The organism is Thioalkalivibrio thiocyanodenitrificans ARhD 1 (assembly GCF_000378965.1).
GTDB classification, from domain to species: Bacteria; Pseudomonadota; Gammaproteobacteria; order Ectothiorhodospirales; family Ectothiorhodospiraceae; genus Thioalkalivibrio_A; species Thioalkalivibrio_A thiocyanodenitrificans.
The window spans coordinates 1,909,664-1,933,975 of record NZ_KB900536.1 but is presented as its reverse complement, the minus strand read 5'-3'; the positions used below and the strand labels follow the sequence as shown (position 1 = coordinate 1,933,975).

At 66.1% G+C, this 24,312-nt stretch carries 29 protein-coding genes and 1 tRNA gene; 12 read left to right on the top strand and 18 right to left on the bottom strand.

From position 1 onward, the window contains the following. Window positions 1-98: 98 nt before the first annotated feature. Window positions 99-1,436: a 30S ribosomal protein S12 methylthiotransferase RimO gene (gene rimO, locus THITHI_RS0109150; RefSeq protein WP_018232786.1), complete on the top strand. Its 1,338-nt coding sequence runs from the start codon at window positions 99-101 to the stop codon at window positions 1,434-1,436. A 53-nt stretch (window positions 1,437-1,489) separates the two neighbouring features. Here the strand turns inward: rimO and THITHI_RS18760 are convergent, their stop codons facing one another. The 5 genes from THITHI_RS18760 to rph all read right to left on the bottom strand — a co-directional run bounded on the left by THITHI_RS18760 (window position 1,490) and on the right by rph (window position 4,615). Beyond that, complete coding sequence (locus tag THITHI_RS18760; protein WP_018232785.1) at window positions 1,490-1,750, bottom strand: hypothetical protein; 261 nt, start codon at window positions 1,748-1,750, stop codon at window positions 1,490-1,492. Continuing rightward, window positions 1,750-1,944 (bottom strand): CPXCG motif-containing cysteine-rich protein, encoded by a 195-nt coding sequence (locus THITHI_RS0109140; RefSeq protein WP_018232784.1) that lies wholly within the window; start codon window positions 1,942-1,944, stop codon window positions 1,750-1,752. The genes THITHI_RS18760 and THITHI_RS0109140 overlap by 1 nt, the downstream gene beginning before the upstream one ends. After that, window positions 1,931-3,088, bottom strand: a complete 1,158-nt coding sequence (gene hemW / locus THITHI_RS0109135; RefSeq protein WP_198005596.1) for a radical SAM family heme chaperone HemW — start codon at window positions 3,086-3,088, stop codon at window positions 1,931-1,933. The genes THITHI_RS0109140 and hemW overlap by 14 nt, the downstream gene beginning before the upstream one ends. 125 nt (window positions 3,089-3,213) lie before the next feature. Then, the gene (gene rdgB, locus THITHI_RS18755; RefSeq protein WP_018232782.1) at window positions 3,214-3,828 is read right to left on the bottom strand and encodes an RdgB/HAM1 family non-canonical purine NTP pyrophosphatase; all 615 of its coding nucleotides are present in this window, start codon (window positions 3,826-3,828) and stop codon (window positions 3,214-3,216) included. Between the two features lie 70 nt (window positions 3,829-3,898). Continuing rightward, window positions 3,899-4,615 carry a ribonuclease PH gene (gene rph / locus THITHI_RS0109125; RefSeq protein WP_018232781.1) on the bottom strand — a complete coding sequence of 239 codons (717 nt, stop codon included), beginning with the start codon at window positions 4,613-4,615 and terminating at the stop codon, window positions 3,899-3,901. 198 nt (window positions 4,616-4,813) lie between these two features. On the opposite strand from rph, the gene THITHI_RS0109120 reads away from it, so the two are divergent. From THITHI_RS0109120 to THITHI_RS0109100, 5 genes are all read left to right on the top strand, one after another. Next, window positions 4,814-5,680: a YicC/YloC family endoribonuclease gene (locus THITHI_RS0109120; RefSeq protein WP_018232780.1), complete on the top strand. Its 867-nt coding sequence runs from the start codon at window positions 4,814-4,816 to the stop codon at window positions 5,678-5,680. A gap of 310 nt (window positions 5,681-5,990) precedes the next feature. Further along, on the top strand, window positions 5,991-6,425 hold the full coding sequence (locus tag THITHI_RS0109115; protein ID WP_026186208.1) for an Hsp20/alpha crystallin family protein: 435 nt from the start codon (window positions 5,991-5,993) through the stop codon (window positions 6,423-6,425). 104 nt (window positions 6,426-6,529) lie between these two features. Then, a complete protein-coding gene (locus THITHI_RS0109110; RefSeq protein ID WP_018232778.1) occupies window positions 6,530-7,462 on the top strand; it encodes a DnaJ C-terminal domain-containing protein in 933 nt (310 codons plus the stop codon). Between the two features lie 118 nt (window positions 7,463-7,580). Continuing rightward, the gene (locus THITHI_RS0109105; RefSeq protein WP_018232777.1) at window positions 7,581-7,955 is read left to right on the top strand and encodes a DUF1622 domain-containing protein; all 375 of its coding nucleotides are present in this window, start codon (window positions 7,581-7,583) and stop codon (window positions 7,953-7,955) included. Window positions 7,956-8,016: 61 nt separating this feature from the next. Then, the gene (locus tag THITHI_RS0109100) at window positions 8,017-9,387 is read left to right on the top strand and encodes a DegQ family serine endoprotease (protein ID WP_026186207.1); all 1,371 of its coding nucleotides are present in this window, start codon (window positions 8,017-8,019) and stop codon (window positions 9,385-9,387) included. Window positions 9,388-9,480: 93 nt separating this feature from the next. On the opposite strand, the gene THITHI_RS0109095 is transcribed toward THITHI_RS0109100, so the two are convergent. After that, window positions 9,481-9,915: a molybdenum cofactor biosynthesis protein MoaE gene (locus THITHI_RS0109095; protein WP_018232775.1), complete on the bottom strand. Its 435-nt coding sequence runs from the start codon at window positions 9,913-9,915 to the stop codon at window positions 9,481-9,483. Window positions 9,916-9,918: 3 nt separating this feature from the next. Further along, on the bottom strand, window positions 9,919-10,152 hold the full coding sequence (gene moaD / locus THITHI_RS0109090) for a molybdopterin converting factor subunit 1 (protein ID WP_018232774.1): 234 nt from the start codon (window positions 10,150-10,152) through the stop codon (window positions 9,919-9,921). A gap of 54 nt (window positions 10,153-10,206) precedes the next feature. Between moaD and moaC the strand changes: the two genes are divergently transcribed. Next, complete coding sequence (gene moaC, locus THITHI_RS0109085) at window positions 10,207-10,686, top strand: cyclic pyranopterin monophosphate synthase MoaC (RefSeq protein ID WP_018232773.1); 480 nt, start codon at window positions 10,207-10,209, stop codon at window positions 10,684-10,686. A gap of 72 nt (window positions 10,687-10,758) precedes the next feature. Here moaC and THITHI_RS0109080 read toward each other — a convergent pair whose 3' ends face one another. Further along, complete coding sequence (locus tag THITHI_RS0109080) at window positions 10,759-11,217, bottom strand: arsenate reductase ArsC (protein WP_018232772.1); 459 nt, start codon at window positions 11,215-11,217, stop codon at window positions 10,759-10,761. A gap of 136 nt (window positions 11,218-11,353) precedes the next feature. Here THITHI_RS0109080 and THITHI_RS0109075 point away from each other — a divergent pair, with 136 nt between their 5' ends. Continuing rightward, the gene (locus THITHI_RS0109075) at window positions 11,354-13,483 is read left to right on the top strand and encodes an AsmA family protein (protein ID WP_018232771.1); all 2,130 of its coding nucleotides are present in this window, start codon (window positions 11,354-11,356) and stop codon (window positions 13,481-13,483) included. Window positions 13,484-13,574: 91 nt separating this feature from the next. Here THITHI_RS0109075 and THITHI_RS0109070 read toward each other — a convergent pair whose 3' ends face one another. Further along, a complete protein-coding gene (locus THITHI_RS0109070; RefSeq protein ID WP_018232770.1) occupies window positions 13,575-14,045 on the bottom strand; it encodes a hypothetical protein in 471 nt (156 codons plus the stop codon). A 64-nt stretch (window positions 14,046-14,109) separates the two neighbouring features. Between THITHI_RS0109070 and THITHI_RS18750 the strand changes: the two genes are divergently transcribed. The 4 genes from THITHI_RS18750 to THITHI_RS0109050 all read left to right on the top strand — a co-directional run bounded on the left by THITHI_RS18750 (window position 14,110) and on the right by THITHI_RS0109050 (window position 16,419). Next, window positions 14,110-14,820, top strand: coding sequence for an SRPBCC family protein (locus THITHI_RS18750; RefSeq protein WP_018232769.1), 711 nt, complete (start codon window positions 14,110-14,112; stop codon window positions 14,818-14,820). 33 nt (window positions 14,821-14,853) lie between these two features. Then, window positions 14,854-15,948: an A/G-specific adenine glycosylase gene (gene mutY / locus THITHI_RS0109060; RefSeq protein WP_018232768.1), complete on the top strand. Its 1,095-nt coding sequence runs from the start codon at window positions 14,854-14,856 to the stop codon at window positions 15,946-15,948. Next, window positions 15,914-16,189: an oxidative damage protection protein gene (locus THITHI_RS0109055; RefSeq protein WP_033336927.1), complete on the top strand. Its 276-nt coding sequence runs from the start codon at window positions 15,914-15,916 to the stop codon at window positions 16,187-16,189. Before mutY ends, THITHI_RS0109055 begins: the two co-directional genes overlap by 35 nt. A gap of 154 nt (window positions 16,190-16,343) precedes the next feature. Then, window positions 16,344-16,419 (top strand) — tRNA-Phe (locus THITHI_RS0109050). A gap of 117 nt (window positions 16,420-16,536) precedes the next feature. On the opposite strand, the gene THITHI_RS0109045 is transcribed toward THITHI_RS0109050, so the two are convergent. The 9 genes from THITHI_RS0109045 to THITHI_RS18740 form a co-directional block, all read right to left on the bottom strand. After that, window positions 16,537-17,532, bottom strand: coding sequence for an ATP-grasp fold amidoligase family protein (locus THITHI_RS0109045; protein ID WP_018232766.1), 996 nt, complete (start codon window positions 17,530-17,532; stop codon window positions 16,537-16,539). Further along, complete coding sequence (locus THITHI_RS0109040) at window positions 17,529-18,422, bottom strand: ATP-grasp domain-containing protein (protein ID WP_018232765.1); 894 nt, start codon at window positions 18,420-18,422, stop codon at window positions 17,529-17,531. The genes THITHI_RS0109045 and THITHI_RS0109040 overlap by 4 nt, the downstream gene beginning before the upstream one ends. A 40-nt stretch (window positions 18,423-18,462) precedes the next feature. Next, window positions 18,463-19,059 carry a GNAT family N-acetyltransferase gene (locus THITHI_RS0109035; protein ID WP_018232764.1) on the bottom strand — a complete coding sequence of 199 codons (597 nt, stop codon included), beginning with the start codon at window positions 19,057-19,059 and terminating at the stop codon, window positions 18,463-18,465. 277 nt (window positions 19,060-19,336) lie between these two features. Next, window positions 19,337-20,230 carry a dTDP-4-dehydrorhamnose reductase gene (gene rfbD / locus THITHI_RS0109030; protein WP_018232763.1) on the bottom strand — a complete coding sequence of 298 codons (894 nt, stop codon included), beginning with the start codon at window positions 20,228-20,230 and terminating at the stop codon, window positions 19,337-19,339. Between the two features lie 5 nt (window positions 20,231-20,235). Then, a complete protein-coding gene (rfbC, locus tag THITHI_RS0109025; RefSeq protein ID WP_018232762.1) occupies window positions 20,236-20,802 on the bottom strand; it encodes a dTDP-4-dehydrorhamnose 3,5-epimerase in 567 nt (188 codons plus the stop codon). A gap of 108 nt (window positions 20,803-20,910) precedes the next feature. Then, complete coding sequence (locus THITHI_RS0109020) at window positions 20,911-21,771, bottom strand: sulfotransferase (protein WP_156820507.1); 861 nt, start codon at window positions 21,769-21,771, stop codon at window positions 20,911-20,913. Further along, window positions 21,768-22,913, bottom strand: coding sequence for a nucleotidyltransferase family protein (locus tag THITHI_RS0109015; protein WP_018232760.1), 1,146 nt, complete (start codon window positions 22,911-22,913; stop codon window positions 21,768-21,770). The genes THITHI_RS0109020 and THITHI_RS0109015 overlap by 4 nt, the downstream gene beginning before the upstream one ends. After that, the gene (locus THITHI_RS18745) at window positions 22,910-23,602 is read right to left on the bottom strand and encodes a glycosyltransferase family 2 protein (protein WP_018232759.1); all 693 of its coding nucleotides are present in this window, start codon (window positions 23,600-23,602) and stop codon (window positions 22,910-22,912) included. Before THITHI_RS18745 ends, THITHI_RS0109015 begins: the two co-directional genes overlap by 4 nt. Next, window positions 23,599-24,312, bottom strand: coding sequence for a glycosyltransferase family 2 protein (locus THITHI_RS18740; protein ID WP_018232758.1), 714 nt, complete (start codon window positions 24,310-24,312; stop codon window positions 23,599-23,601). Before THITHI_RS18740 ends, THITHI_RS18745 begins: the two co-directional genes overlap by 4 nt.

Sequence of the window (24,312 nt, the reverse complement as noted above, 5' to 3'; positions counted from 1 at the left end):
CAGCGGGTGTTCTGGAATGGGGTCTATCCGAGTGGCACGGAATCTTCCCAAAAGATTCCGTCATGTGCATAAAACAGCCGTTTTCCGGCGGATCATCCATGGTCACCACGCCTGATTCCCCCGCGGGCGGCGGGCGTGTGGGCTTTGTGAGCCTGGGCTGTCCCAAGGCACTGGTGGACTCCGAGCGGGTCCTCACGCAGTTGCGTGCCGAGGGTTACGGGATCTCCCCCACCTATGAGGGCGCCGACCTGGTGGTGGTCAACACCTGCGGCTTCATCGATGCCGCCGTGCAGGAATCCCTGGAGGCCATCGGTGAGGCGCTCGCCGGGAACGGCCGGGTCATCGTCACCGGCTGCCTGGGCGCCGAGGCCGAGAAGGTGCGGGACACCCACCCGGGCGTGCTGGCGGTCACCGGCCCCCACGCCTACGAGGCGGTCATGACCGAGATCCATCGTCATCTGCCCCCGGCCCATGCGCCCTTCGAGTCCCTGGTACCCATGGGTGGCGTGAAGCTCACCCCCCGGCACTACGCGTACCTGAAGATATCCGAGGGCTGCAATCATCGCTGCAGCTTCTGCATCATTCCCCGGTTCCGGGGCGACCTGGTGAGCCGGCCCGTGGCCGACGTGATGCAGGAGGCGGAGAACCTGGTGGCGGCCGGCGTGAAGGAACTGCTGATCATCTCCCAGGACACCAGCGCCTACGGGGTGGACACGAAGTTCCGCACAGGCTTCTGGAACGGCCGCCCCATGCGCACCCATATCCGGCAGCTGGCCGAGGCACTGGGCAGCCTGGGGGTCTGGGTGCGTCTGCACTATGTCTATCCCTACCCCCACGTGGACACGCTGATTCCGCTCATGGCAGAGGGCGCGCTGCTGCCCTACCTGGATGTGCCTCTGCAGCACGGCAGCCCCCGGGTGCTGAAGGCGATGCGCCGACCCGCCGCCTCGGAGAAGGCCCTGGAGCGCATTCGCGCCTGGCGGGAGATCTGTCCCGACCTCACCCTGCGCAGCACCTTCATCGTGGGTTTCCCCGGAGAAACCGAGGACGAGTTTGAGGAATTGCTGGACTTCATCGGGGAGGCCCAGCTGGATCGGGTGGGTTGTTTCGCCTATTCGCCGGTGGAAGGTGCCGCCGCCAACGCGCTTCCGGACCCGGTACCCGAAGAGCTCAAGGCCGAGCGCCTGGAGCGCTTCATGGAGGTGCAGGCGGAGATCAGTGCCGACCGCCTGCAGCGGAAGGTGGGCCGCACCCTCACCGTGCTCGTGGACGGCACGGATGATGACGGCACCGTCATCGCCCGTTCCAGCGCGGACGCCCCCGAGATCGACGGCGTGGTGGTGATCGAGGACGGGCAGGGACTGGAGGCGGGCACGTTCGCGGACGTGCGGATCACGGCTGCGTCCGAACACGACCTCTTTGGGAGTGTGAATTGAGAATTTGGAAGTGGGAACGAAATGCCACCACTTCCCAATTCTGACTTCTCACTTCACTTCGCACTTCCCAATTCACACTTCTCAGTTCCAATGATTCTGTCCAGCCTCAGCACCCGCCTTTGCCCCAGATGATTGCGGGCGATCATGAACTCGGCGTGGCGGCGGGTCCTGAGATTGGTGGGCTTGAGGGTCTCCACCCGGTCCATGCCGTAACGGTCCTTCCATCGCACCCTGAGTGGGCGCCGACGCATGATGGCCAGTTCGTATTCACTGTAGAGCGCGCAGGGGATGGGTGTGTAGTCCCGTGTCACCATCAGTCATTCTCCCGGCAGGTGTGGATCAGCAGGCTGCCGGTGTCCGGATCCATGGCGGCCGACATCATGATGGGTGCACAGCAGGTCTGGCAGTCCTCCACGTAACTCGCGGGCAGCGTGGAGACGTCAACTTCCGTGTCGTTGCAGGCCCCGCAGTGGGGGCAGGTGATGGTCACGTACTCAAGGGGTTCCACGGGGGTCGGCCAGGAACAGGGCCTGAAGGTCATTGAGGAAACGCCGGCCGGTGGCCGTGGGTGCCATGCGTGCGCTGTCATCGTGCAGAAGGCCACTCTCGATCGCCCGCCGCCTCATGGGCTCGAGGGCGTCCGGATCGAGCCCGGTGCGGGCCGTGAACAGCTTGGTGTCCACGCCGCGGGTGAGCCTTGTGGCGTTCAGAACGAACTCAAACACCAGTTCCTCCCGGGTAAGGGTGCATTCACCGCTGGCGGCGTCGCCCGTCAGCGCGGCTTCCATGTACTGCCGCGGCTGGCGCAGTTTCCAGCGGCGCAGGATGCGCTCTTCGCCCGGCAGCGAGATCTTGCCGTGTGCGCCGGCACCCAGTCCCAGGTAGTCGCCAAAACGCCAGTAGTTGAGGTTGTGGCGGCATTCGCGGTCCGGACGGGCATAGGCGGAAACCTCGTACTGAGTATAGCCGCCTTCCGCGAGCCGCCCCTGACCGGTCTCCTGCATGTCCCAGACGGTGTCCTCCTCGGGCAGGATCGGCGGTTCGGCCGCGAAGCGGGTGTTGGGCTCCAGGGTCAACTGGTACCAGGACAGGTGTTCGGGCCCAAGGGCCAGGGCCTGCGCCAGGTCACCCAGTGCACTCTGCACGGACTGTTCCGGCAGTCCGAACATCAGGTCGAGGTTGATGTTGTCGAACCCCGCCGAGCGCGCGGCCGCAAATGCCTCGCGGGCCTCGTTGGCGCCGTGAATGCGTCCCAGACGCCGCAGCTGCCCGTCATCAAAGCTCTGAATGCCGATGGACAGCCGGTTGACCCCCGCCTCCCGGTAGCCCCGGAAGCGCTGTGCGTCCGTGGTGCCCGGGTTGGCCTCAAGCGTCACCTCCATGTCCGGCCGCCAGGGCAATCGCGCACGCAGTGCCGAGAACAGCCGGTCCAGTGCCTCGGGCGAGAACAGACTCGGCGTGCCGCCGCCCAGGAATACCGACTCGATGCGCCGCCCCCACACCCGCGGCAGTTCCGATTCCAGGTCCGCGATCAGTGCGTCCACGTAGCGATCCTCGGGCACCTCGTCCCGGACCTCATGGGAGTTGAAGTCGCAGTAGGGACACTTGCGTATGCACCAGGGGAGGTGGATGTAGAGGCTCAGTGGGGTCATGGCAATGAAGTTGGAAGTGGGAATTTGGAAGTGGGAATTCAAGTTGGAAGGGCGAATTGGGAAGTGGGAAAGGCCTTTCCGTCCCTCGCCCTCAGGGTGTACAGGGTCTCGGGTGATTTCACTTCTCACTTCCCAGTTCCAACTTCTCCCTTACGCGGTGCGAGCCGGGCAAGCATGCGGGCAAGCGCTTGCCCCCGGTGGCTGATGCGATTCTTTTCCTCGGGGTCGATCTCCGCCGTGGTCACGCCCCGGCCGGGCAGCTCGAAGATGACGTCGTAACCGAAGCCGCCCTCTCCGCGGGGCGCCAGTGCCACGCGGCCTTCCAGGACGCCTTCGGTGATGATGGGTGCGGGGTCCTCGCCGTGACGCAGATAGGCGATCACGCAGTGAAAGCGCGCCGTGCGCCCGGCTTCCGGAACGTCCCTGAGGGCCTCCAGCAGCTTGCGGTTGTTGGCTGTGTCATCGCATTCGGGTCCCGCGTAGCGCGCGGAGTAGATGCCGGGGGCGCCGTTGAGCGCATCCACCTCGATGCCCGAATCGTCGGCCATGGCGGGCAGTCCCGTATGGGTCGCCGCGTTGCGCGCCTTCAGTATGGCGTTCTCCACGAAGCTGAGGCCCGTCTCGTCGGCGTCCGCAACGCCGAAATCGGACTGGGGCATCACCTGGATCCCGGTGCCCTCAAGCAGCCGGGAAAGCTCCCGCACCTTGCCCGGATTGCTCGTGGCCAGCACGATCTTCATGTCTGTTCACCTCTCGAAGTGATATGCCGCAGAGCCGCGTCTTTCGCGGTACTGCGGTATCCCTTAAACCTTACTTCTCCAGTGCCGCGCGCTGGGCGGCGATGATCTCGGCGATGCCGCTCCGGGCCAGGGCCAGCATGCCGTCCAGCTCCTCCATGCGAAAGGCGTGGCCTTCGGCGGTGCCCTGGACCTCGATGAAGGCGTCGGCGTCATTCATGACCACGTTCATGTCCGTCTCGGCGTTGGAGTCTTCCGCGTAGTCCAGATCCAGCACCGGCACGCCCTGGTAGATGCCCACGGACACCGAGGCCACGGCGCCGAACAAGGGGTTGGACCTGATCTTCCCCTGCCCGAGTAACTGGCTCACCGCGTCGTGCAGGGCAACGTAGCCGCCGCTGATGGAGGCGGTGCGAGTACCCCCGTCGGCCTGGATCACGTCGCAGTCCACGGTGATCTGGCGCTCGCCCAGACCTTCCAGGTTGACCGCCGCGCGCAGGGAGCGGCCGATGAGGCGCTGGATCTCCAGGGTGCGGCCGCCCTGCTTGCCGCGCGCCGCTTCCCGTGCCATGCGCTCGTTGGTGGAGCGGGGCAGCATGCCGTACTCGGCCGTGACCCAGCCGCGGCCCTTGTTGCGCAGCCACGGGGGCACGCGTTCGTCCACCGTCGCGTTGCATAACACCCGGGTGTCCCCGAACTCCACCAGTACGGAACCTTCCGCGTGCTTGGTGTAGTTGCGGGTGAAACGGATCGTGCGCATCTGGTCGGGCTGGCGGCCGCTGGGTCGCATGGGGAACTCCTCGGGTACGTGCGGGGGGCGCATTATAGCGCGTGAGCCGGGGGGCGTAAGGGGTGGGAGGTGAAGGATAGGTGTCAGGCGTGAGGCGCAGGCCAGGATGGCGACGCCATGCAACGTAAACTACCCTTAACCCCTAACCCCTAACCCCTAACCCCTAACCCCTAACCCCTAACCCCCACCGGAGATCCCATGATCCACAGCATGACCGGTTTTGCCCGCAGCGAGACGGAGGGCCCGCAGGGCACCCTGGCGTGGGAGGTCAAGAGCGTCAACCATCGCTATCTGGAGGTGAGTCTGCGCCTGCCGGAGGCCTTCCGAGCGCTGGACAGTGCGGTGCGCGAGCGCGTTCAGGGCCGCCTGAGCCGCGGCAAGGTGGAGGTTACCCTGCGGCATCAGCTGCCTGCCGGAGGAGAGGCGGGCCTGGAGGTGAACGAACCGCTGGCCAAGCGGCTCATCGAGGTGTGCTGTGAAGTGGAACACTGGATGATGAACTCGGCACGTATCACGGCGCTGGAGATCCTGCGCTGGCCGGGCGTGATGCGTGAGCCTGCGCCGGACATGGACATCCTGGAGGGTCAGGCGCTTGAGTTGCTGGACGATGCGCTGGAGGAGCTTGTTGCTACCCGCGCCCGGGAAGGCGAGCGCCTGCGTGAGGCCATCGAGACTCGCTGCCGGGCGGTGGGCGAACGGGTGGCGCAGGTGCGCGGCCGCCGCCCGAAGGTGGTCGAGGCGCTGCGGGATAAATGGCGGTCTCGGATTGCCGACCTGGGTGTGGACATGGATCCGGGCCGGCTGGAGCAGGAACTGGCGTTGCAGGTCCAGCGCCTGGACGTGGATGAAGAGCTGGATCGGCTGGATGGCCACCTGGAGGAGGTGGCGCTGATCCTGGAGCGCGACGAACCGGTCGGCCGGCGGCTGGACTTCCTCATGCAGGAGTTCAACCGGGAGGCGAACACCCTGGGTTCCAAATCCAACGACATGGAGACCACGCGCGCGGCGGTGGAGCTGAAGGTGCTCATCGAGCAGATGCGTGAGCAGGTGCAGAACATGGAATGATCCGGTACCTGACCACTGCCGTACCCTCCTGTTCCGTTTTCGCCGGGCGCAGTCCCCGGCTCCATCCCCGGTGTCCCGGGTTGCCTGCCCCGGGATGTCCACCGGGAGCGCGGTGGTCGTGGCGGCGCGCCCGTCCGGACACTGACCTGGATCAAGGAATGCCCTGCGGGGCGCGCCTACTGTCATTGTTGCGCCCCCCGGAACGCTTGAAATCCCCGCCCCCGCCCCAATCGTGGAGCACATGGAAAGAGACACCAACGAACAACCCGGGTGGCGCGAGCGCGCACCCGACCATACGGAGGTCATGACCATGGCAATGATGCGATATGAACCCTGGAGCCTGTTGAGTCAGCTCACCCGTGAGCTGGATCGTCTGCATCCCGCCGGGGCGGACGCGGGTGAATCCGCCGCGACCAGTGACTGGGCACCGGCGGTGGACATCCGCGAGGACAAGGATGCCTACGTGCTGCATGCGGACATCCCCGGTGTGGACCCCAAGGACATCGAGGTCCATATGGAGAACGGCGTACTCACGATTCGTGGCGAACGCAAGTCCGAGACCACGGAAGAGCGCGAGAACTACAAGCGTGTGGAGCGGGTGCGTGGCAGTTTCTACCGTCGCTTCACCCTGCCGGACACCGCCGACGCGGAAAAGATCTCCGCGAAGAGCGTGAACGGCGTGCTGGAAGTGCGTATCCCGAAGCAGGAAACCGTCCAGCCCCGCCGGATCTCGGTCGAGGGCTGATCCGAAGGGTGCCATGCGCCCCTTCCCCCGGGGTGCATGGCGTGTGTCCATGACTGCGCCGCGTTGTCACGCGGCGCTCTTGTTTGCGCTATCGTAGACGCATCATGGAATTCAAGGACTACTACAAACTTCTGGGCGTCTCCAGGGACGCGAGCCAGGATACGATCAAGAAGGCCTACCGAAAGCTTGCCCGCAAGTATCACCCGGACGTGAGCAAGGAGGCCGATGCCGAGGAGCGTTTCAAGGAGATCAACGAGGCCTACGAGGTCCTGGGAGACGCCGGGAAACGCCGCGCCTACGACGACCTGGGCAGCAACTGGAAGTCCGGGCAGGATTTCCGTCCGCCCCCGGGGTGGGAGGATATCTTCGGTGGCGTGCGTACGGGCGGCGGCCGGCGCGCATCGGCCGGTTTCGGCGATGCGGAAGGCGGCTTTTCCGATTTCTTCGAGACATTGTTCGGTGGCGGATTCCACCGCGCCGGCGGCGGCCGCCCGGGGGGCGGGTTCCAGGCCCGGGGTGCGGACCAGAACGCACGAATCGAGATCACCCTTGAGCAGGCGGCCCATGGCGGCGTCATGTCCGTGCAGCTGGGCAACGGCCGAAGGCTTCAGGTGAAGATTCCGCCCGGGGTCACCGAGGGCCAGCGCATCCGCCTTGCCGGCCAGGGAGGCCCCGGGGCGGGCGGCGGGCCCGGCGGTGACCTGTACCTGGAGGTCTCCATCCGGCCCCACGCCCGCTACCGGCTGGAGGGCCGGGACGTGCACATGGATCTGCCCGTGACCCCCTGGGAAGCGGCCCTGGGGGCGACGGTGAACGTGCCCACGCTGGAGGGCCGGGTTGAACTGAAGATTCCGCCGGGCTCGCAGTCGGGGCGGCGCCTGCGCCTGAAGGGCAGGGGTCTGGCGGGCCGGCAGGCGGGTGATCAGTACGTGACCCTGCAGATCGTCACGCCGCCCGCCGACACCGAGCAGGCCAGGGCGTTCTATGAACGCATGAAGAAGGACCTGCCCTTCGAGCCAAGGGAACACCTGAAGTGAGTGTTCAACGTTCAAGGTTCAAAGTTCAAAGTTCAAGGTGGACGTGGACACGCTTTCCCCTTGAACCTTGAACTTTGAACCTTGAACCTGGAATTCGAGTTGTCTGCCGGGAGGCGTCATGGAGATACTCAACATGTTGCTCTGGACCGTGTTCTACACGGTGTCCGGCATCGGGGTACTGATCGTGCTGACCGGGGTGGTGGAGGGCGCCTGGCGTTTTTCCCTGCTGCGTCTGGATCGTCATCCGGGCCATGTGCGCCTGATCATGGAAACCGATCTCATTCGTGAGCGCATGGGTGCCCACCTGCTGCTTGGGCTGGACTTCTTCATTGCAGCCGACATCATCAAGTCCACCCTGGCGCCGACGTGGGAGAACGTGGGCGTACTGGCTGCCATCGTCGCCATTCGTATCGCACTCAGCTATTTTCTCTCCCGTGAGATGGAACAGACCCGCCGCGAGCGCAATGAACTGAGCAACGAGAAGGACCTCTGAACTTCCCCCGGTACCGTCAGTCACAGAGGCAACTGACCGTACAACCGAGGGTGTGTTCTCAATGCGTCGAGTGTGCCGGTATTCCCTGAGTCTTGCCTTGTGCTGTCTGCTGATCCTTGCGCCGGCGGCATCGGCCACCCTGCCCGCCGCCGTGGATGGCGAACCCTTGCCGTCGCTGGCGCCCATGCTGGAGCGTACCGTGCCCACGGTGGTCAACCTGTCCACCCGCGGGCGGGTGGTGGAACAGAGCCCGCTGCTGGACGATCCGTTCTTTCGCCGCTTCTTTGATCTGCCCCAGGCGCCCCGGGAGCGCCAGGTCCGGGGTCTGGGGTCCGGGGTGATCCTGGATGCGGAACGCGGTTACATCCTGACCAACTATCACGTGATCCGGCGGGCCGACGAGATCGTCGTCACCCTGTACGACGGCCGCCGGCTGGACGCCGAAGTGGTGGGTACCGACCCGGCCACGGACCTGGCGGTACTGCGCGTTGAGGCAGACCGCCTGGACGCGGTGAAGGTGGCCGACTCGGATGCCCTGCGGGTGGGGGATTTCGTGGTCGCCATCGGCAACCCGTTCGGGCTGGGGCAGACCGTCACGTCCGGGATCGTCAGCGCGCTTGGACGCAGCGGCCTCGGCATCGAGTCCTACGAGGATTTCATCCAGACCGATGCCTCGATCAATCCGGGCAATTCCGGCGGGGCCCTGGTCAATCTGCGCGGCGAACTGGTGGGGATCAACACCGCCATCCTGTCCCGGGGCGGCGGCAATATCGGCATCGGCTTCGCCATCCCCGCGAATATGGCCCTGCAGATCATGGAGCACCTGGTGGAGTACGGCGAGGTGCGACGCGGGCGCCTGGGCGTGATGGTCCAGGATCTGACTCCCGACCTGGCTCAGGCCTTCGGCATTCCCCAGACGCGGGGTGCGGTGATCAGCCGGGTGGAGCCAGGCTCGGCAGCGGATCGGGCGGGCCTGCGGGAAGGTGATGTGGTGCTTCAGGTCGACGGCCGCGCCGTGCGCAATGCCGGCGAGATGCGCAATATCATCGGTCTCCTGCGGGTCGGCGCCGAAGTGGAACTGGAGGTGGTGCGCGACAACCGGCGGCACACGATCACCGCGCAGGTGGGGGAGATCGAGATAACCACACTGGAAGGCGGACAGCTCAGCCGGCTTCTGGACGGCGCCGGCTTCAGCGACATCCCGGAGGATTCACCGCTGTATGGCCGGGTCCGGGGGGTGCTGGTGGCGTCATTGGAGGGCGGTAGCCGCGCGGCGCGCGCCGGCCTGCGCGAGGGAGATGTGATCCTCTCCGTCAACCGTCAGCCCGTGGCCGGCGTCGAGGACTTGCGCCGGGCCCTGGATGGCGCGGGTCAGCGCCTGCTGCTCAATATCCGCCGCGATGAAGGCGCGTTCTTCCTGCTGCTGCAATAGGAAGGGCGGAGAGTGAACTGCGAAGGGTGAAGTGGGAAGTGGGAAGTAAAGTAACGGGTTTTCACTTCGCACTTCCCAATTCACCCTTCGCACTTATCTTTCCGTGTTCCTCGCCACCCAGCGCGTTTCCCCGTCCCCGAGCGTCTCGCGTTTCCAGAAGGGGGCGCGGTGCTTGAGTTCCTCGATGAGGAATCCGCAGGCCTCGAAGGCGGCCTGGCGGTGGGCGGACCAGGCGGCGGTGAGCACGATGGGCTGGCCGGGTTCGATGGCGCCGACGCGATGGGCGATGAGACAGTCCTCCAGTGGCCAGCGCCGGTGTGCCTCGGCGACGATGTCCTCCAGATGCCTCTCGGTCATGCCCGGGTAGTGCTCGAGCGTCATGGCGCACACGTCGTCGCCTTCGTTGAAGTCCCGCATGGTGCCCACGAAGACTGCATTGGCGCCGAAACGGCCGGCGGGCAGTCGTGACTGGTAATCGGCCAGCAGGCTCCAGGGATCGAAGGGCTTCGGGTGCAGTGAGACGCTCACGGCTCAGCCGCCGGTGACCGGGGGAAAGAAGGCCACTTCGTCGCCGTCGCGCACCGGGTGATCCCCGTCGGCGTATTCCTGGTTGATCGCGATCAGTATCCGCTCGGGCATGGCCCGGTCCGGCACGGCACGGGCCCAGACGCCGGCGGCGGTGTCGGCGTCGCCGGCCTCCAGTCGATCCTCGCCGCGCCCCAGCTGTTCCCGAAGACTCGCGAAGTAACGTACGGTGATGGACATGATTTGGGTTTACACTCTGTACTGTTGCGAAGCCTGAAGGGAATTATACCCCCTATGAGTACGCTGACCCACTTCAACGCCCGAGGCGAAGCCCACATGGTGGATGTGGGCGAGAAGTCCGTGACGCACCGGGTGGCCATCGCCGAGGGACAGATCACCATGGAGCCGGAAACCCTGGCCCTGATCCGTTCGGGCAGCCACAAGAAGGGCGACGTGCTGGGCATCGCCCGGGTCGCGGGCATTATGGCGTCGAAGCGGACCGCCGACCTGGTGCCGCTCTGCCACCCGCTCGCCCTGACCCGCGTGGAGGTGGAACTCTCCACGGCGGATTCCCCGCCCTCCGTGCACTGCCGCGTCACCGCCGAGACCCGCGGGCAGACCGGGGTGGAGATGGAGGCCCTCACGGCGGTGCAGGTGGCCCTGCTCACGGTCTACGACATGTGCAAGGCGGTGGACCGGTCCATGACCATGGGCGGCATACGCCTGGTGCACAAGTCCGGCGGCAAGTCCGGCACCTGGAACCTGTCCACGTAAGAAGGTCGGTCTCCGGGGCGATCAGAGTCGCCGCTCTCCTTTGAATCTTGAACCTTGAATATTGAATGCGCCCTATCGGTTCATCAGCCGAATCGAATTGGCGAACTGCCTGACCCGGCGCTTGATGTCATCCCTGGTCTTGATGTACGGGGCCACGTCTTCGCCGTCCCGGGCCAGCCGGGCCGGATCATCCATGGGCCAGTGCTTGCGCACGAAGCTGTCCTGTTCCCGAAGCTTGACGTCACCGGCCTCCGTGGACAGGGTGACCACCAGATCCGCCCAGTCCAGCAGGTCCTGATCGAGAACCTTGGCGTACAGCCCGTGGGCATCGACACCGTCGGCCTCCATCACCTGAAGTGCCCGCGGGTCGACGTCGTGTGGAACGATTCCGGCGGAACGCACCTCTAACCGATCCGACAGCATCTGTCGGCCGTAGGCCTCGGCCATCTGGGTGCGTGCCCCGTTGGTGGGGTCGACAAACAGCAGGCGGGGCCTGCGCCTGAGATCCGGTTTGCCTCTGTATGGCGCCATGCGCGGCCAACTCCCCGGGACAACGTGAACCGATGCCCGCCATCTTATATCGCCAATGCTTATCCTGTCCCGATCGCCTGCGCGGGCCGACCCGTCGGTCTACACTGACCACAGGACGATCAAAGGGTATCCCGAAATGATATGGCTCAAACGTATATTGATCCTGCTGCTGGCGCTGCTGATCCTGGCCGGCGCGACAGCGGCCTACCTGGTGGCCACCTTCGACCCCAACGATCACAAGGAGCGTATCAGTGCGGCGGTCAAGGAGCAGACCGGCCGGGACCTGGTGATCGAGGGGGACATCGGCCTGTCGATATTCCCCTGGCTGGCGCTGACCCTGGGAGAGACCTGGCTGTCCAATGCGGAAGGTTTTTCCGATGAACCCTTCGCCCGCATCGGCGAGGTGGAACTCTCGGTGGCGCTGATGCCGCTGCTTCGCCGTGAGCTCCAGGTGGAGCGCGTGCGTCTCGAGGGCCTGGCCCTGAACCTGGAGCGTGATGCCCGGGGACGCACCAACTGGGACGACCTGGTGGCGGAAGCCGATGAGCCCGCCGAGGACGATCCCGGACGCGGGCCGGGCGACGGCGCCCCGGGGCTTCGCGATCTGGACGTGGGCGGCGTGGTGATTCGCGACGCACGCGTCTCCTGGCGTGACGCCGAAGCCGGCACGGCGCTTCGCATCGACCCGTTCAACCTGGAACTGGGCAGGCTGCGTCCGGGCGTCGAGACCCCGCTGGAGATGTCCCTGACGCTCCACCAGGAAGATCCCGCCATGACGGCGGATCTGGACCTCAACGCCCGCGTGACACTCGATCCCGTCGCGCAGCGTTACGACCTGCGCCGGCTGGCTGCAGCCGTGGACCTGAGCGGCGAGCCGCTGCCCGCCGATATGTCCGCCCGTATCCAGGCGGACATGGGTGTGGATCTGGCCAGCGGCGTGGCCGGCATTGAGCGCCTGACCCTGGAGACCCTGGGCATGGAGCTCACCGGGCAGGTGCGGATCCGTGGCCTCGATACGGACACACCGCGCGCCACGGGCGAGTTGCGCTCCAACACGTTCAGCGCGCGAACCCTGCTGGAAGGGTTGGGCCAGATACCGCCCGAGACCACCGACCCGGATGTGCTCACCCGCGTGGCGCTGGAGCTGGAGTTCGAGGCCGACGCGGATGCCGCGAGCCTCACCGGGTTGGAGCTGCGTCTCGACGACACGCGCATGCAGGGCAGCGCGCAGGTGAGCCGGTACGACCGGCCGGCCATTAGCGCCGAGCTGGACGTGGACCGCATCGATCTGGACCGGTATATGCCGCCGCCGTCCGAGACGCCGGCGGAGGCACCCCCCGCCGAGCGCGAGGGCTGGCCCGACGACGTCATCGAGTTGCCGGTGGAGATGCTGCGTTCCCTCGACCTGAACGCCCGGCTCACCGTCGCCGAGATGGTGGTCAGCCGCCTGAATATGTCCGGCCTGTCGCTCACCCTGACGGCCCGCGACGGGTTGGTGGAGGTCAAGCCGTTTACGGGCCAGCTCTATGAAGGGTCCGTGGAAGCCAGCATGCGTCTGGATGTGCGCGAAAGCACCCCGCGCTACGCCTTCGAGCACGCCCTGCAGGGCGTGCGGGCAGGCCCGTTGCTGGACGACCTCACCGAAGGCGAGGGACTGCTCGCGGGCACCACCCGCCTCCAGGCGCGCATCGATACGCGGGGCAACAGCATCCGGGCCATGGTGTCCGGCCTTAACGGTGCCGGCGGGTTCCGGTTCACCGACGGCGCTGTCAAGGGCATCAACGTGGCGCAGATCATCCGTGATGCCGAGGCGCGCTTCAGCGGGCGCCCGGTGGAGCGAAGCGATGAACCCAATCAGACCGATTTCTCCGAAATGCAGGGCAGCTTTACCATCCGCGAGGGGGTGGTCACGAACGATGACCTGCGCGCCTCCTCGCCGCTGCTGCGTGTGCGCGGGCAGGGCAGTGCCGACCTGCCCGGTGAACGTCTCGATTACCGCGTGGACACCACGCTGGTGGCCACACTGGAGGGCCAGGGCGGGCGACCGCTGGACGATCTGCGCGGGGTGAACCTGCCCATTCGCATCCAGGGCCCTTTTAATGACCTGTCGTTTCGCCTGGACCTGGGGCCGGTCCTGGAAGAGCGGGTACGCGAGGAGGTGGACCGCGCCATCGAGGAGCGCATTCAGCCGGAACTCGACGAACAGCGCGAACGTCTGGAGGAGCGGCTTCGGGAGCAGCTGCCGAGGATTCCCGGGCTCCGGTGAGGCGGATGTGCGGGCGGGCGCCCGTGAACGGACTCGGTGCGAAAACCGCCGGCGCGGTCAGGGTAAGTGCCTGACCGACGCCGGACCGGGGTCAGCCGAGTATGTCCCGGACCCGGGCCCAGTATGTGTCTGCCCGTGTCTTGCCCAGCATGTCCCGCACAATGGCAAACGAGGCCTCGCAGTGACCGAGCAGTTCCTCGCGGCTGCGCGCTCCCTCGATCTTCATGGCAAGCGATTCGGCATTGGGTCCGAGGCTGTCGAGCAGCAGGTGACTGAGGTTGCGCCGGGTCTCCTGGAGCGCGTCGTCCGTCGGTTCGGCAGAGACGGAGGATGGGGGATTCGCCGCCCCGCCGCTGGCCTCGATCAGGTCCAGGTGCTCCAGGGCGCTCAGATGGCCCCGGATGTCACCCATGGCCTCCAGACGCTCCATCAGGGTCGCCACATTGCTCTCCCCGTCGATCATGATGAGCAGTTGTCGAAGCTTGGGGGGAAGCTTGAGGGACCGCTCCCGGATTTCCTGGTGGCCCTTCGGGGTCTTGCTGTAGACGCCGGTCTTGTCCATGACGGCTCCGTGGGTTGAGGTGATGATGTATTGGCGATCTCTACTTAGCCTCGGGCGTTTCCGTATGGCAATGGCGGTGGCGTCCGCCCGCCGCCTGAATGGTGGGTTTCGTCGGTCAGGGCTCGCGCGGGGTCCCGTTTCGGCCCTGCCTCCGGGCGGCAGGACGGGCTGGCTTGCCTGCGGGCTGCTGCTTGCGGGCCTGACGGCGGGTGACGCCGCCTCCGATGGACCCGGTGCGCAGGTCCGTTTCGACGGCACGCGGCTCGACATCAGCCTGGACGCGGTCCTCAACGCGCCGCTGGCCGAGCTCAACGCGGTGATGCATGACTACGACCGCTTTGACCGGATCTTTCCCCTGGTGGTCGAAAGCGTGCAGCTGGGAGAATTTCGCGACGGCGTGGGGCGCGTGCGGGCGGATATCGAGGGCTGCATACTGGTGTTCTGCCGGCGCCTGCGCCATGTGCTGGACGTGCGGGCGGCCGGACGCGGATGGAACAGCGCGGTGAGTGTGCCCGCGGCGAGTGACGTGCGTGCCGGGCACTTCGTCTGGCGTGCCGATGCCCTGGATGCGGAACACACCCGCTTCCGCTTCTCCGGATGGGTCGAGCCGGACGTGTGGATTCCGCCGGTCATCGGCCCCATCGCCGTGCGGCGCACCGTGCAGCGAAGCTTTGCCGATGCCCTGCCGAGGCTTGAGCAGGAGGCCCGGGAGCGGGCCGAGCGACGCCGCCGTGCCCCGGACGGCGCAGGGCCGGCGACGCTCCCGGCGCCTTGAATCCTTGTCTTCGAACCCTGACCATGCCTATCCGTGTCCCGATCCGATTTCAGTCAACGCCTGCTCGCCTGGTACGACCGCCACGGTCGCCATGACCTGCCCTGGCAACAGGACCCTACGCCGTATCGGGTGTGGGTCTCCGAGATCATGCTGCAGCAGACCCAGGTGGGTACGGTGATCCCGTATTTCCGGCGTTTCATGGACCGTTTCCCGAGTGTCGATCGTCTCGCCGGAGCGCCCCTGGATGATGTGCTCCATCACTGGTCCGGGCTCGGGTACTATGCCCGCGCCCGCAACCTGCACAAGGCGGCACAGGTCCTGTGCGTGCGGCATGGAGGGCGGTTTCCCCGGGATCCGGAGGCACTCGAGGCCTTGCCGGGCATCGGGCGGTCCACGGCCGGTGCCATCCTCTCCCTGGCGTTCGGCGAGCGTCGCCCGATTCTCGACGGTAATGTCAGGCGCGTGCTGGCCCGGCACGCGGGCATCGAGGGCTGGAGCGGTTCATCGGCGGTGCTCGGGCGATTGTGGCGGCTTGCCGAGGAGCGGACCCCCGGGGAACGGGTGGCCCACTACACCCAGGCCATCATGGATCTGGGCGCCACCGTATGCACGCGCACGCGTCCCGCCTGCGCCGGCTGCCCGGTGGCCCGGGATTGCGTGGCCCGCGTCAGCGGCCGGACCGGTGATCTGCCGACGCCCCGGCCGAAGCGCTCCCAACCCCTGCGTGACACCTGCATGCTGATGATTGCCGGCCCCCGGGGCGTGCTGCTCGAGCAGCGGCCCGCCCCGGGTCTCTGGGGCGGCCTGTGGGGTTTCCCCGAGGTGGCATCCGAGGACCATGCCCTGGCCTGGTGCCGCATTCACCTGGGTGTGGAACCGGCGCCGCCCCGGGCCTGGGAGCCGTTCGTGCATACCTTCACGCACTTCCGCCTGCGCATCACGCCGCTGCTGGTGCGGCTGGAAGACCCTGCCGGTGGTGTGATGGAAGGTGCCGGACGGGTCTGGTATAACTCCGGGACTTCGGCCGGCCTCGGGCTCGCCGCCCCCGTGGCCCGACTGCTCAACACACTGAACCAAGAGGAAGGACAAGCACATGGCTCGAACGGTGAACTGCATCATGCTGGGTAAGGAGGCCGAGGGCCTGGATTTCCCCCCGTACCCGGGAGACCTGGGCAAGCGGATCTATGAGAACGTCTCCAAGGAGGCGTGGCAGAAGTGGGTCAAGCACCAGACCATGCTCATCAATGAGTACCGTCTCACTCCCGTGGATCCCAAGGCCCGCAAGTTCCTGGAGGAAGAGATGGAGAAATTCTTCTTCTCGGGCGGTTCCACCCGGCCCGAGGGCTATGTGGACCCTGATAAGCAGTAGCAAGTCTCAAGTGGCAAGTGGCAAGGAGAACCGGATCTTCCTTGCCACTTGAGCCTGCCTTCTTGACGCCGGGCCCCGCGCCCGCTTTAATACAGCCCCTTCGACCCCGCCCCGGAACCCGTTTCCGGACAAGATCAGTGGGGCAGATGACCCGGGCCAGGTAGCTCAGTTGGTAGAGCAGGGGATTGAAAATCCCCGTGTCGGCGGTTCGATTCCGTCCCTGGCCACCAAACACCCCAAGGCCAACCGCGAACGGTTGGCTTTTGTATGCCCGCGGTTTCAGTATTGGCGCGGCTATGCGCTGTACGCTCGCGACGAGCCTGTGCCGCTTGGCGCTTTTCACGCCTTCATCGGCAGCCTTCCAGTGGGTCCGCCGGCGGTCCGTCGCCGGGGTTTGCGCGGGAGTCGAGGGCCGTGCGCATCCATCGGGCATAGTGGCGGCGCCATCCTTCCTGAGGCGTCGACAGCAGCCAGGATCGACGAATGTCCCAGGCGCGCCCCAGGGCGTGCATGCATTCGCGGCTGGAGTTCGTCATGAGGCCGGCCGTCGGGTACACGGTGATCTCGCCGCCGAACAGGATGTCGTCCGCGACCATGAAATCCACGCGCAGGTAATCCATCCGGTTCGCGATCCTGCTCGCCGCGTCTATGGCCTCGCGGTAGCATGCCGGCAGCCGGAAATCCTCCGGCAGTGCCCGCCCGGGATCACCCGCGACCACGGAGTTGGTCACCGTCAGCCGCGAACCCGCCGCGTCGAAGATGGCGGACAGGGATCGGTTCGTCTTTTCGCGGAGATAGACGACCGTGTAGAACACCTGGCCGTGAAACACATGGACCTTGAGCTCGATGATTTCGCCGGGCGGGGTCGCCTCGACCCGCTCCTCGACGAACAGCCGTGGCCGGACCTCCCGGTAGGCCCATTCCCCCAGCTGGCGGGAATAGTCCGTTGCAAGCCACCGGTGTGCCTCGCTTTGAAAGGCCTCCTGATCCGGCGGCATACGGGCCGGGAACCAGTTGAATCGGCATCCGTGGCTGGCCTTGATCACGACGGGTGCCGACAGGAAGCGAAGGGGCATCTCCTCGGGTGTATCTCCCTGCCAGAGGACCCCTGGCACTCGCAATGCCGGGCAGACGCGCGCGAAGCAGGCCTTGGTGGCCAGTTTGTCTGAATAGGTGACGAACTGCGGATTGCGATCAAAGATCATGCGCCAGAGCATTTTCTCGTTGTATGTGCGCGGCAGCGTGATGCGCGGCAGATGGCCCAGTTCCCGTACAAACCGGAACACCATGACCGGGTGGATCGCATACAGGATGAAATCGACGAGCCTGAACAGGCCGGTCATGGCGGCGAGTTGCGCAGGCCGGACGTGGAGATGCCGATCGTCGGAGCGTGTCCGGCCCCGGTGTGCCGGTTACCGCGAACCAGTTCCGCCAGCGCCCCCGCGTAGCGCTCGCGGAACTCAGGGAACTGGCGCGTCCACCATTTGGCTACGTCCCGCGTATTCAACTCGATGGCGACCAGCTCGCCATCGGGTCGGCGCATCAGGTCCACGCTGACGTAGCCCAGTCCAAGTGCCATCAGCCGGCGGCTCAGGGTGCATAACCGGTCGCACAGGGACGCGGGGAGATCGACGGCCCCGCGTTCACCGTATGCACCCCTCAAACCCTTGTACACGCCGCGGGTGAAATGGTCGCGCAACGGCGGGGCCCGGCTCATCCAGGCGATCATCAGGCGGCCATTGAAGAGTTCCGCCTTGTAGACGGTGCCGTCCCCGGGATTCACTTCACGGCAGAAGATGTCCCGCTCCGCGTGCCACCGGATACGCCACAGCGCGCCCTGCGAGAATGCCCGGACACCGCGGCCGCCACCGGTGAACGAGGGCTTGAGAATCAGGCGGTCCACCTGCCACTGTGCGAACAGGCGGCGGACTTCCCGGCGCGTCCGGGCCAGTGACCAGTCCATGGTCGAGATGCCGGCAGACGCGATCCATTGCATGGACTCCGGACGTGGGACGGATCGTCCCGCATGGATCGCCCCGTGATGGACGAATCCCGCCGGCAGCGGGCCGTTGCTGACCACGAGGTCCGTCGGGTGCACATCCGGCAGCCGGTCACACGCCGCGTGTACCAGGACCACGTCGATGCCCTGTGTCCGCAGTCTCCCCGCCACGTCGATGTAGAGATCGGCCGACATTTCGGGGCGGAGCCCGTTGACCAGAATCAGGCGCGTCATTCGGGCCGCCTGTCCGGTCGTGGCGCCGGACGGGTTGCAGTCACGCCACACACTCGCCGATGTCCTCCAGACGCCGCAGCATGGTCAGGGTCGTGACGCCGTCGCTTTCCACGCGCCTGTGTGAAATCTCGAATCCCGAGGCAATCGCCGATCGGAGCGAGGCCACGTTGTCCTCGCGAACCCGGGAGCTGATGCCGCGCAGGCCCGCACCGGCGAAATGGCGGGCAGCCACCTGCCGCAGGCGCGTGGCAAGGCCCATGTTGCGGCAATGCGGAGCCACGCCGATGAATGCCGCGTGTATCACGGCCTTCCGCGCGCCCCCCTTCTCGAAGTAGAACATCTCGAATCCGACCACGTTGCCCGACGGATCCCGGGCGACCGCCACCAGGGACCGGCCGTGCAGGCGGTACAGGATCCGTCTCCACGGCGTCAGGTCCGATCCGTTGCGCAGGCTCCGGTGCAGCCTGCGCAAAGCCGGCAGATCGGCCCGCTCCAGCCCGGCGATCCGGTATCCCTTGTATTCCGTGGACGCGATCGCCGGGAGCCCGTGGCACGCGCGCAGGTTGCGCAGCAGGGAAACGGCCCATCGCCCGTGCCGCAGCATCCGGTCCAGGATCCGGCCGTGGGTCTGCTTCACGTTTGATTCCGGGGTGAATGCGTAGAGGGGGGCGTGCGGAGACCGGCGCTGTGGCAATGGGCGGACGGACGTGTCCCTCCATGCCGGACGGTGATGGCGGTGTCCCGTGCCCGGATTGAAAAGTGGGCGATCACTGGAAGCGGGCCCTCCGCGAAAAAGCGCAGGAAATCCAAGGATCTTGCAGGCAGTATGCCGCCGGGCCGCGGCACCGATCAAGCGGGTTCCGACGCGGTATCACAATAGTGATCGATGCGGTACCAACCCGGGCCCCTTCTGACTACAAACCCGCGGACCGTGCCACGGCCCTTTGCAATGCCTCACGCCAGTGCATGCCGTCGTCGGCGATCGCCGTGCGCAGCGATTGCTTGTCCAGCAGGGAGCATGCCGGTCGCCTGGCAGGCGTGGGGTAGTCGGCGGTCGTGATCGGCAATATCCGGCGTACGCCAAGCTTCAGCCCGGCTTCCATGGCCAGGTCGCGAATGGCGCAGGCAAAGTCATACCAGCTGGCGACACCAGCGTCGGTCCAGTGGTGCGTTCCGGTGATCTCCTTTTCCAGCGCGGACAGGATCGTGGACGAAAGCGTCAACGCGCTGGTCGGTGTGCCGACCTGGTCCTCGACGACCTTCAACTCACTGCGCTCGCCCATGAGTCGAAGCATGGTGGTGAGGAAGTTTCGGCCATGTGGCGCATAGACCCAGGCAGTGCGAAGGATCAGCAGGTCATCGCCCAGGATCTCCCGGGTCGCGATCTCCCCGGCGAGCTTGCTTTCGCCGTAGACATTGACGGGGTTGACGGGGTCGTCCGGCCGACAGGGACGCGCCAGGGTGCCGTCGAATACATAGTCGGTGGAGATCTGGACCATTCGGGCGCCGACCTCCCCGGCAGCCCGCGCGAGGTTGGCAGCTCCGTCCCGGTTGATCGCGAAGGCGGCCTCGGGCTCGGATTCCGCCTTGTCCACGGCGGTGTAGGCGGCGGCGTTGATGATCCAGTCGGGCCGGAAATCCCTGATGGCCTCGGTGACGGCCCCGGCGTCCGTGATGTCCAGCCGACCCCGGTCCGGGGCCAGCAGCTCCACGCCCCGCGACATCTGCTGTTGGAGGGCGATGCCCAACTGTCCCCCGGCGCCGGTGACCAGGATACGGCGCCCGTCAAGCGGGCCGGCGGACTCCATGGCAGTCACGCCTGCACCCCCGGATGTACCGGCAGGTCATCCCGCGCAATGGTGTCGAGCGTCGGGGCATCACGGTCCTTGCCGGACAGCGACGGGGACTCGACGGGCCACCGGATGCCGATGCCGGGATCATCCCATCGCAGGACGTGCTCGCAGTCGGACGCGTAAAGTGCGGTGCACTTGTAGGCAAAGAGTGCTGTCTCGCTGGTGACGCAGAAACCGTGCGCGAACCCTTCCGGAACCCATAGCTGGCGTTTGTTGTCGGCCGACAGCGTGTAGCCGACCCACTGCCCGAAGGTCGGTGAGCCGACGCGGATGTCCACCGCCACGTCGAATACCTCCCCCCGCAGCACGTACACGAGCTTGCCCTGGGCATTGGGGTTCTGGAAATGAAGGCCGCGCAGCACCCCTCTCTGTGAGAAGGACAGGTTGTCCTGCACGAACGGCCCGGGAATACCGGCCCCGGCATAGCGTTCCGAGTGCCAGGTCTCCATGAAGAAGCCCCGCTCATCGCCAAAAACGCGGGGTTCGATGAGCAGGACTTCGGGCAGTGGGGTGGGCGTGGATTTCATGGGGATCCGGTGATCGGGTTGGAGGGGCCGGGCGTATTATAAACGGCGTGACGGCTGAAGGCCGGATGGCAGTTCCGCCGGGGGCGCGCCCGGGCGCCCTGGTGCGGATCACCAGTCATGGTCTGCTTCATAGCCAAGCCGGATCAGCAGTTCGCCATGCTCAGCCTTGAAGGCCGTTCTGACCGCCGGGGTGAAATGCTGCGCCCAGCTGCCGGGCACCCCGATGCGGTAGTGGCTGTGAACATCTTCTTCTCCACGGGCACGCCCCCTCGCCTTGCGTTCGAAGCGATGTGCGTGAACGATCCCGAGCAGGCGTTCAACGGGGATTCGTCGGGCCGGAAACAGCCGAACGTCCGTTCCGAAGAATCTCCGAGACGCGCGATTCCAGCTCTCGTGGATCAGAAAAGCCAACCGCCGGATCATGTGGCCTGCGTGACTCCGGCCTTCCTCATTCCTGAGCAGTCCAAGGTGGTGGAGGATGTCCGCGAAGCCGGAGTACGGGTCGTGAATCAGATCTTCGAATCGGATCTCCCGTATCCCGGCGTGTCCGTAATTCCAGTCCCCCATGGTCCGGAACACGGGCGCGTTGAATTCGAGTTCCGCCAGCAGTCCTTCTTCGATCGTCATCGACTCAAGCCGCGCCCGCTGCTCGGCGAGTGCCGGCCATTGACTCGTGGGATGGGAGTACCGGTGTGAAAAATAGGCGGACACCAGGAGGTCGCGCGGATCGCGGACGACGTGGAAGGCGCGGAAACCGGGCAGACCGCTCAGGTGAGCGGGATCCGCGTTGATGCAGTTGAGCAGATCGAAGCGGCCCGTCCGGATGCCGTCGAGGATTTCCGGGGGCAGGGCGCCCCGGTCAATGACGGTGCGGCTGCGCAGCCCCATGGCCCGCGCGATCTCGTTGAGAATGCCCTTGATCCAGGTCGACCCGCTCCGGTGATGTCCGAAGTAGATTCTGAGCATCACGCAGCCCCGTTCCACAGGTGCCGACGGAATCGCCGGGCGCAGGCCCGCGCCACATAGGCCGCGAACTGGGTCGTCGAGGTCAGGCCCCAGCGGCGGTGGAGGAAACGGGGAAACCCGAGAACGCGTGTCAGGGGCACCCGGCCATCGGCGAAGCTTCGATGGTAGTAGCACCAGTGGATCGGCAGCAGACCCGTGATGCCCGGTCGCCGCCAGAGGCGTCTTGCTTCAAGATGTTCCACAGGTGCGTACCGTTCTCCCGGGGCGCCGCGAAGGTCCCGTGGCACGTCCACCCCGAACTCGTCCGTCAGATAGGACAGTACCGTGTGGACCCGCAGGCGCAGATGAAGCCTTGTCGCCAGTTCATCAACCCGATCCCAGTCGAGGCTGTTGGGCCGGGAGCGGATCAGCGTAACTACGTCGACCAGCCGATACGCGTCCTGCGGGCTGTCGCGCCGGGTCCCGTGAATGCACGACTGAAACAGCAGATCCGGCGCCCCGGCCGCGGGGACGGTGACATCGTCCAGTTGCAGGGTGTCGGCGTGTTCCGGGAGGGCCGCGTCGCCGTTGTCCCTGTACAGTGCCTCGTGCAGGCTGTGCCAGTGCAGATCCAGCTGGAAGCCGTCCGCGTGCCAGGTCTCGCCATGATGCGCACGGGGGTGCAGCGGACGTCTTGCGAAGCGTTTCCACGCGGCGTGTCCTGCCAGCAGAGCCCGCGCGCGTTCCTGTTGCGCGTAGGGAACGAGGATATCGATGTCGTGGGTCCTGCGCACGCCCCAGTCCCGGTAGTGGAGAGCAAGCAGGGGAATACCCTTGAGCAGCAGCGGGTGGATGCCGTGGTGCTGCAGATAGCCGAGGATCCCGCCGGCGCGATGCCGCAACAGGTGGTTATGGTACAGCGTCATGCGGTACACGCCCTTGAGGCGCGACAGCAGAGGATCGGCGGGCTCGAGTTCCCGCAGGCGCGCATACAGCATCGGCAGCAGCTTGAAGGAGCCGTAGTCGATCTTCTCGATGTCGTGCCGTTGCCGCCATGCCGCCCAGGCTTCACGCGAAGACCTGTCATCGAGCAGCAGGACCCGCAGCAGACCGTGCTGGCTGCTGTTCCGGGCCGGGAACGGGAATGCGGTGCGGGGATCGTTCACGCGGACCCCGTCCTTCCGGCCTGGCGGCGGCGGTCGAGGGCGGCCTTGAGCACGCGGGCGTAGTCGCCGTAGACCTCCCTGGTGGCCGCCATCTGATCTGGCCCGTGTACCCGCCGGCGGAGAAGGGTGGCTTCCAGCATGTGGATGTGGAGCCCAAGGGCCCTCGCACGGTCGTACCAGTCGATGAACTCCCCGACACGCCATGCCGTGGCGATGGGGCCCACCCGTTGGAATACAGGGCGCGGGAGCAGCATGGATCCGAACACGTATCCGGGCACCGGCTCGTTCGGGCAGTGCAGTCTGGCCGCGTCCGCCGCCGGCACATCACTGCTGATGAACTGTTCGGCATGGCCGAACACGATATCCACCCCGGGATGCGCCGCCATGGCTGCGAGTTGCAGTTCCATCTTGACCGGGGTCCAGAGGTCGTCGGAGTCCAGAAAGGCGATCAGTTCTCCGCGTGCCTCGTGCACGCCCCGATTGCGTGCCGCACCCGCACCCGCGCGATCCTGGCGAAGCAAGCGCACGGATCGGCTGTAACCGCGCAGGCTGGCGGCCGTATGGTCCGTCGAGCCATCATCGATGACGATGATCTCGTCCACGGGCACAGTCTGGTTCAGAACGCTGTCGATGGCATCGACCAGGTAGTCGGCCCGGTTGTAGGTGGGGATGATCACGCTGACCTTCATTTCCGCACCCCTCCGGGGGCCTTCCCCCGCTTGCGCAGGATGGAAGCGTGCAGCAGGGAAGTCAGTTCCCGGTTGCCCTGTTGTGTCATCGCGGACAGGTTGTCCGCATGGATTCGTCTCATGAGCACGGTTTCGTTCACGACCCCGCGATGCAGCCCCAGATCCTCCGCGCGCGCGAACCAGTCGGCGTCATCACCCCCGAACCGGTACCGTGTGTCAAAGGGGCCGACCCGGTCGAATACGGCGCGGGCGCACAGCAGGGTACCGGGCAGGTAACCCAGTTGCGGCTTGTCCAGATGCCCTGCACGCAACCACGCGGGTGGCTCCGTCACCTCGGGGTCGAGGAAAAGCCGCTGCATTCCCAGGGCGAAGTCGTATTCCGGATTGCGTGCCAGATAATCGGATTGCAGCTCCAGCTTGTTGGATGTCCAGGTGTCGTCCTGGTCCAGAAAGGCCAGGAAGTCACCCGTGGAGGCGCGCACACCGGCGTTGCGTGCGGCCGCGACCCCGAGGTTCTTCTGCCTGAGTGTCCGGATACCGGGAAACCCCGCACAGAGAGCATGACTTCCGTCTGAGGAGCCGTCATCGACGACGATGATTTCCGCGGTGCGGAACGTCTGGTTGACCACGCTTTCGAGCGCCGCGGCCAGGTACCTCTCCCCGTTGTACACGGGGATGATGACGCTGATTCTCGGATTTCCGACCGGCAC

Coding starts and splice junctions, on each gene's coding strand:
- rimO (WP_018232786.1), top strand. CDS start 99: ATGGTCACCACGCCTGATTCCCCCGCGGGCGGCGGGCGTGTGGGCTTT.
- THITHI_RS18760 (WP_018232785.1), bottom strand. CDS start 1,750: ATGGTGACACGGGACTACACACCCATCCCCTGCGCGCTCTACAGTGAA.
- hemW (WP_198005596.1), bottom strand. CDS start 3,088: ATGACCCCACTGAGCCTCTACATCCACCTCCCCTGGTGCATACGCAAG.
- rdgB (WP_018232782.1), bottom strand. CDS start 3,828: ATGAAGATCGTGCTGGCCACGAGCAATCCGGGCAAGGTGCGGGAGCTT.
- rph (WP_018232781.1), bottom strand. CDS start 4,615: ATGCGACCCAGCGGCCGCCAGCCCGACCAGATGCGCACGATCCGTTTC.
- THITHI_RS0109120 (WP_018232780.1), top strand. CDS start 4,814: ATGATCCACAGCATGACCGGTTTTGCCCGCAGCGAGACGGAGGGCCCG.
- THITHI_RS0109115 (WP_026186208.1), top strand. CDS start 5,991: ATGGCAATGATGCGATATGAACCCTGGAGCCTGTTGAGTCAGCTCACC.
- THITHI_RS0109110 (WP_018232778.1), top strand. CDS start 6,530: ATGGAATTCAAGGACTACTACAAACTTCTGGGCGTCTCCAGGGACGCG.
- THITHI_RS0109105 (WP_018232777.1), top strand. CDS start 7,581: ATGGAGATACTCAACATGTTGCTCTGGACCGTGTTCTACACGGTGTCC.
- THITHI_RS0109100 (WP_026186207.1), top strand. CDS start 8,017: ATGCGTCGAGTGTGCCGGTATTCCCTGAGTCTTGCCTTGTGCTGTCTG.
- moaD (WP_018232774.1), bottom strand. CDS start 10,152: ATGTCCATCACCGTACGTTACTTCGCGAGTCTTCGGGAACAGCTGGGG.
- moaC (WP_018232773.1), top strand. CDS start 10,207: ATGAGTACGCTGACCCACTTCAACGCCCGAGGCGAAGCCCACATGGTG.
- THITHI_RS0109080 (WP_018232772.1), bottom strand. CDS start 11,217: ATGGCGCCATACAGAGGCAAACCGGATCTCAGGCGCAGGCCCCGCCTG.
- THITHI_RS0109075 (WP_018232771.1), top strand. CDS start 11,354: ATGATATGGCTCAAACGTATATTGATCCTGCTGCTGGCGCTGCTGATC.
- THITHI_RS0109070 (WP_018232770.1), bottom strand. CDS start 14,045: ATGGACAAGACCGGCGTCTACAGCAAGACCCCGAAGGGCCACCAGGAA.
- THITHI_RS18750 (WP_018232769.1), top strand. CDS start 14,110: ATGGCAATGGCGGTGGCGTCCGCCCGCCGCCTGAATGGTGGGTTTCGT.
- THITHI_RS0109055 (WP_033336927.1), top strand. CDS start 15,914: ATGGCTCGAACGGTGAACTGCATCATGCTGGGTAAGGAGGCCGAGGGC.
- THITHI_RS0109045 (WP_018232766.1), bottom strand. CDS start 17,532: ATGACCGGCCTGTTCAGGCTCGTCGATTTCATCCTGTATGCGATCCAC.
- THITHI_RS0109040 (WP_018232765.1), bottom strand. CDS start 18,422: ATGACGCGCCTGATTCTGGTCAACGGGCTCCGCCCCGAAATGTCGGCC.
- rfbD (WP_018232763.1), bottom strand. CDS start 20,230: ATGGAGTCCGCCGGCCCGCTTGACGGGCGCCGTATCCTGGTCACCGGC.
- rfbC (WP_018232762.1), bottom strand. CDS start 20,802: ATGAAATCCACGCCCACCCCACTGCCCGAAGTCCTGCTCATCGAACCC.
- THITHI_RS18745 (WP_018232759.1), bottom strand. CDS start 23,602: ATGAAGGTCAGCGTGATCATCCCCACCTACAACCGGGCCGACTACCTG.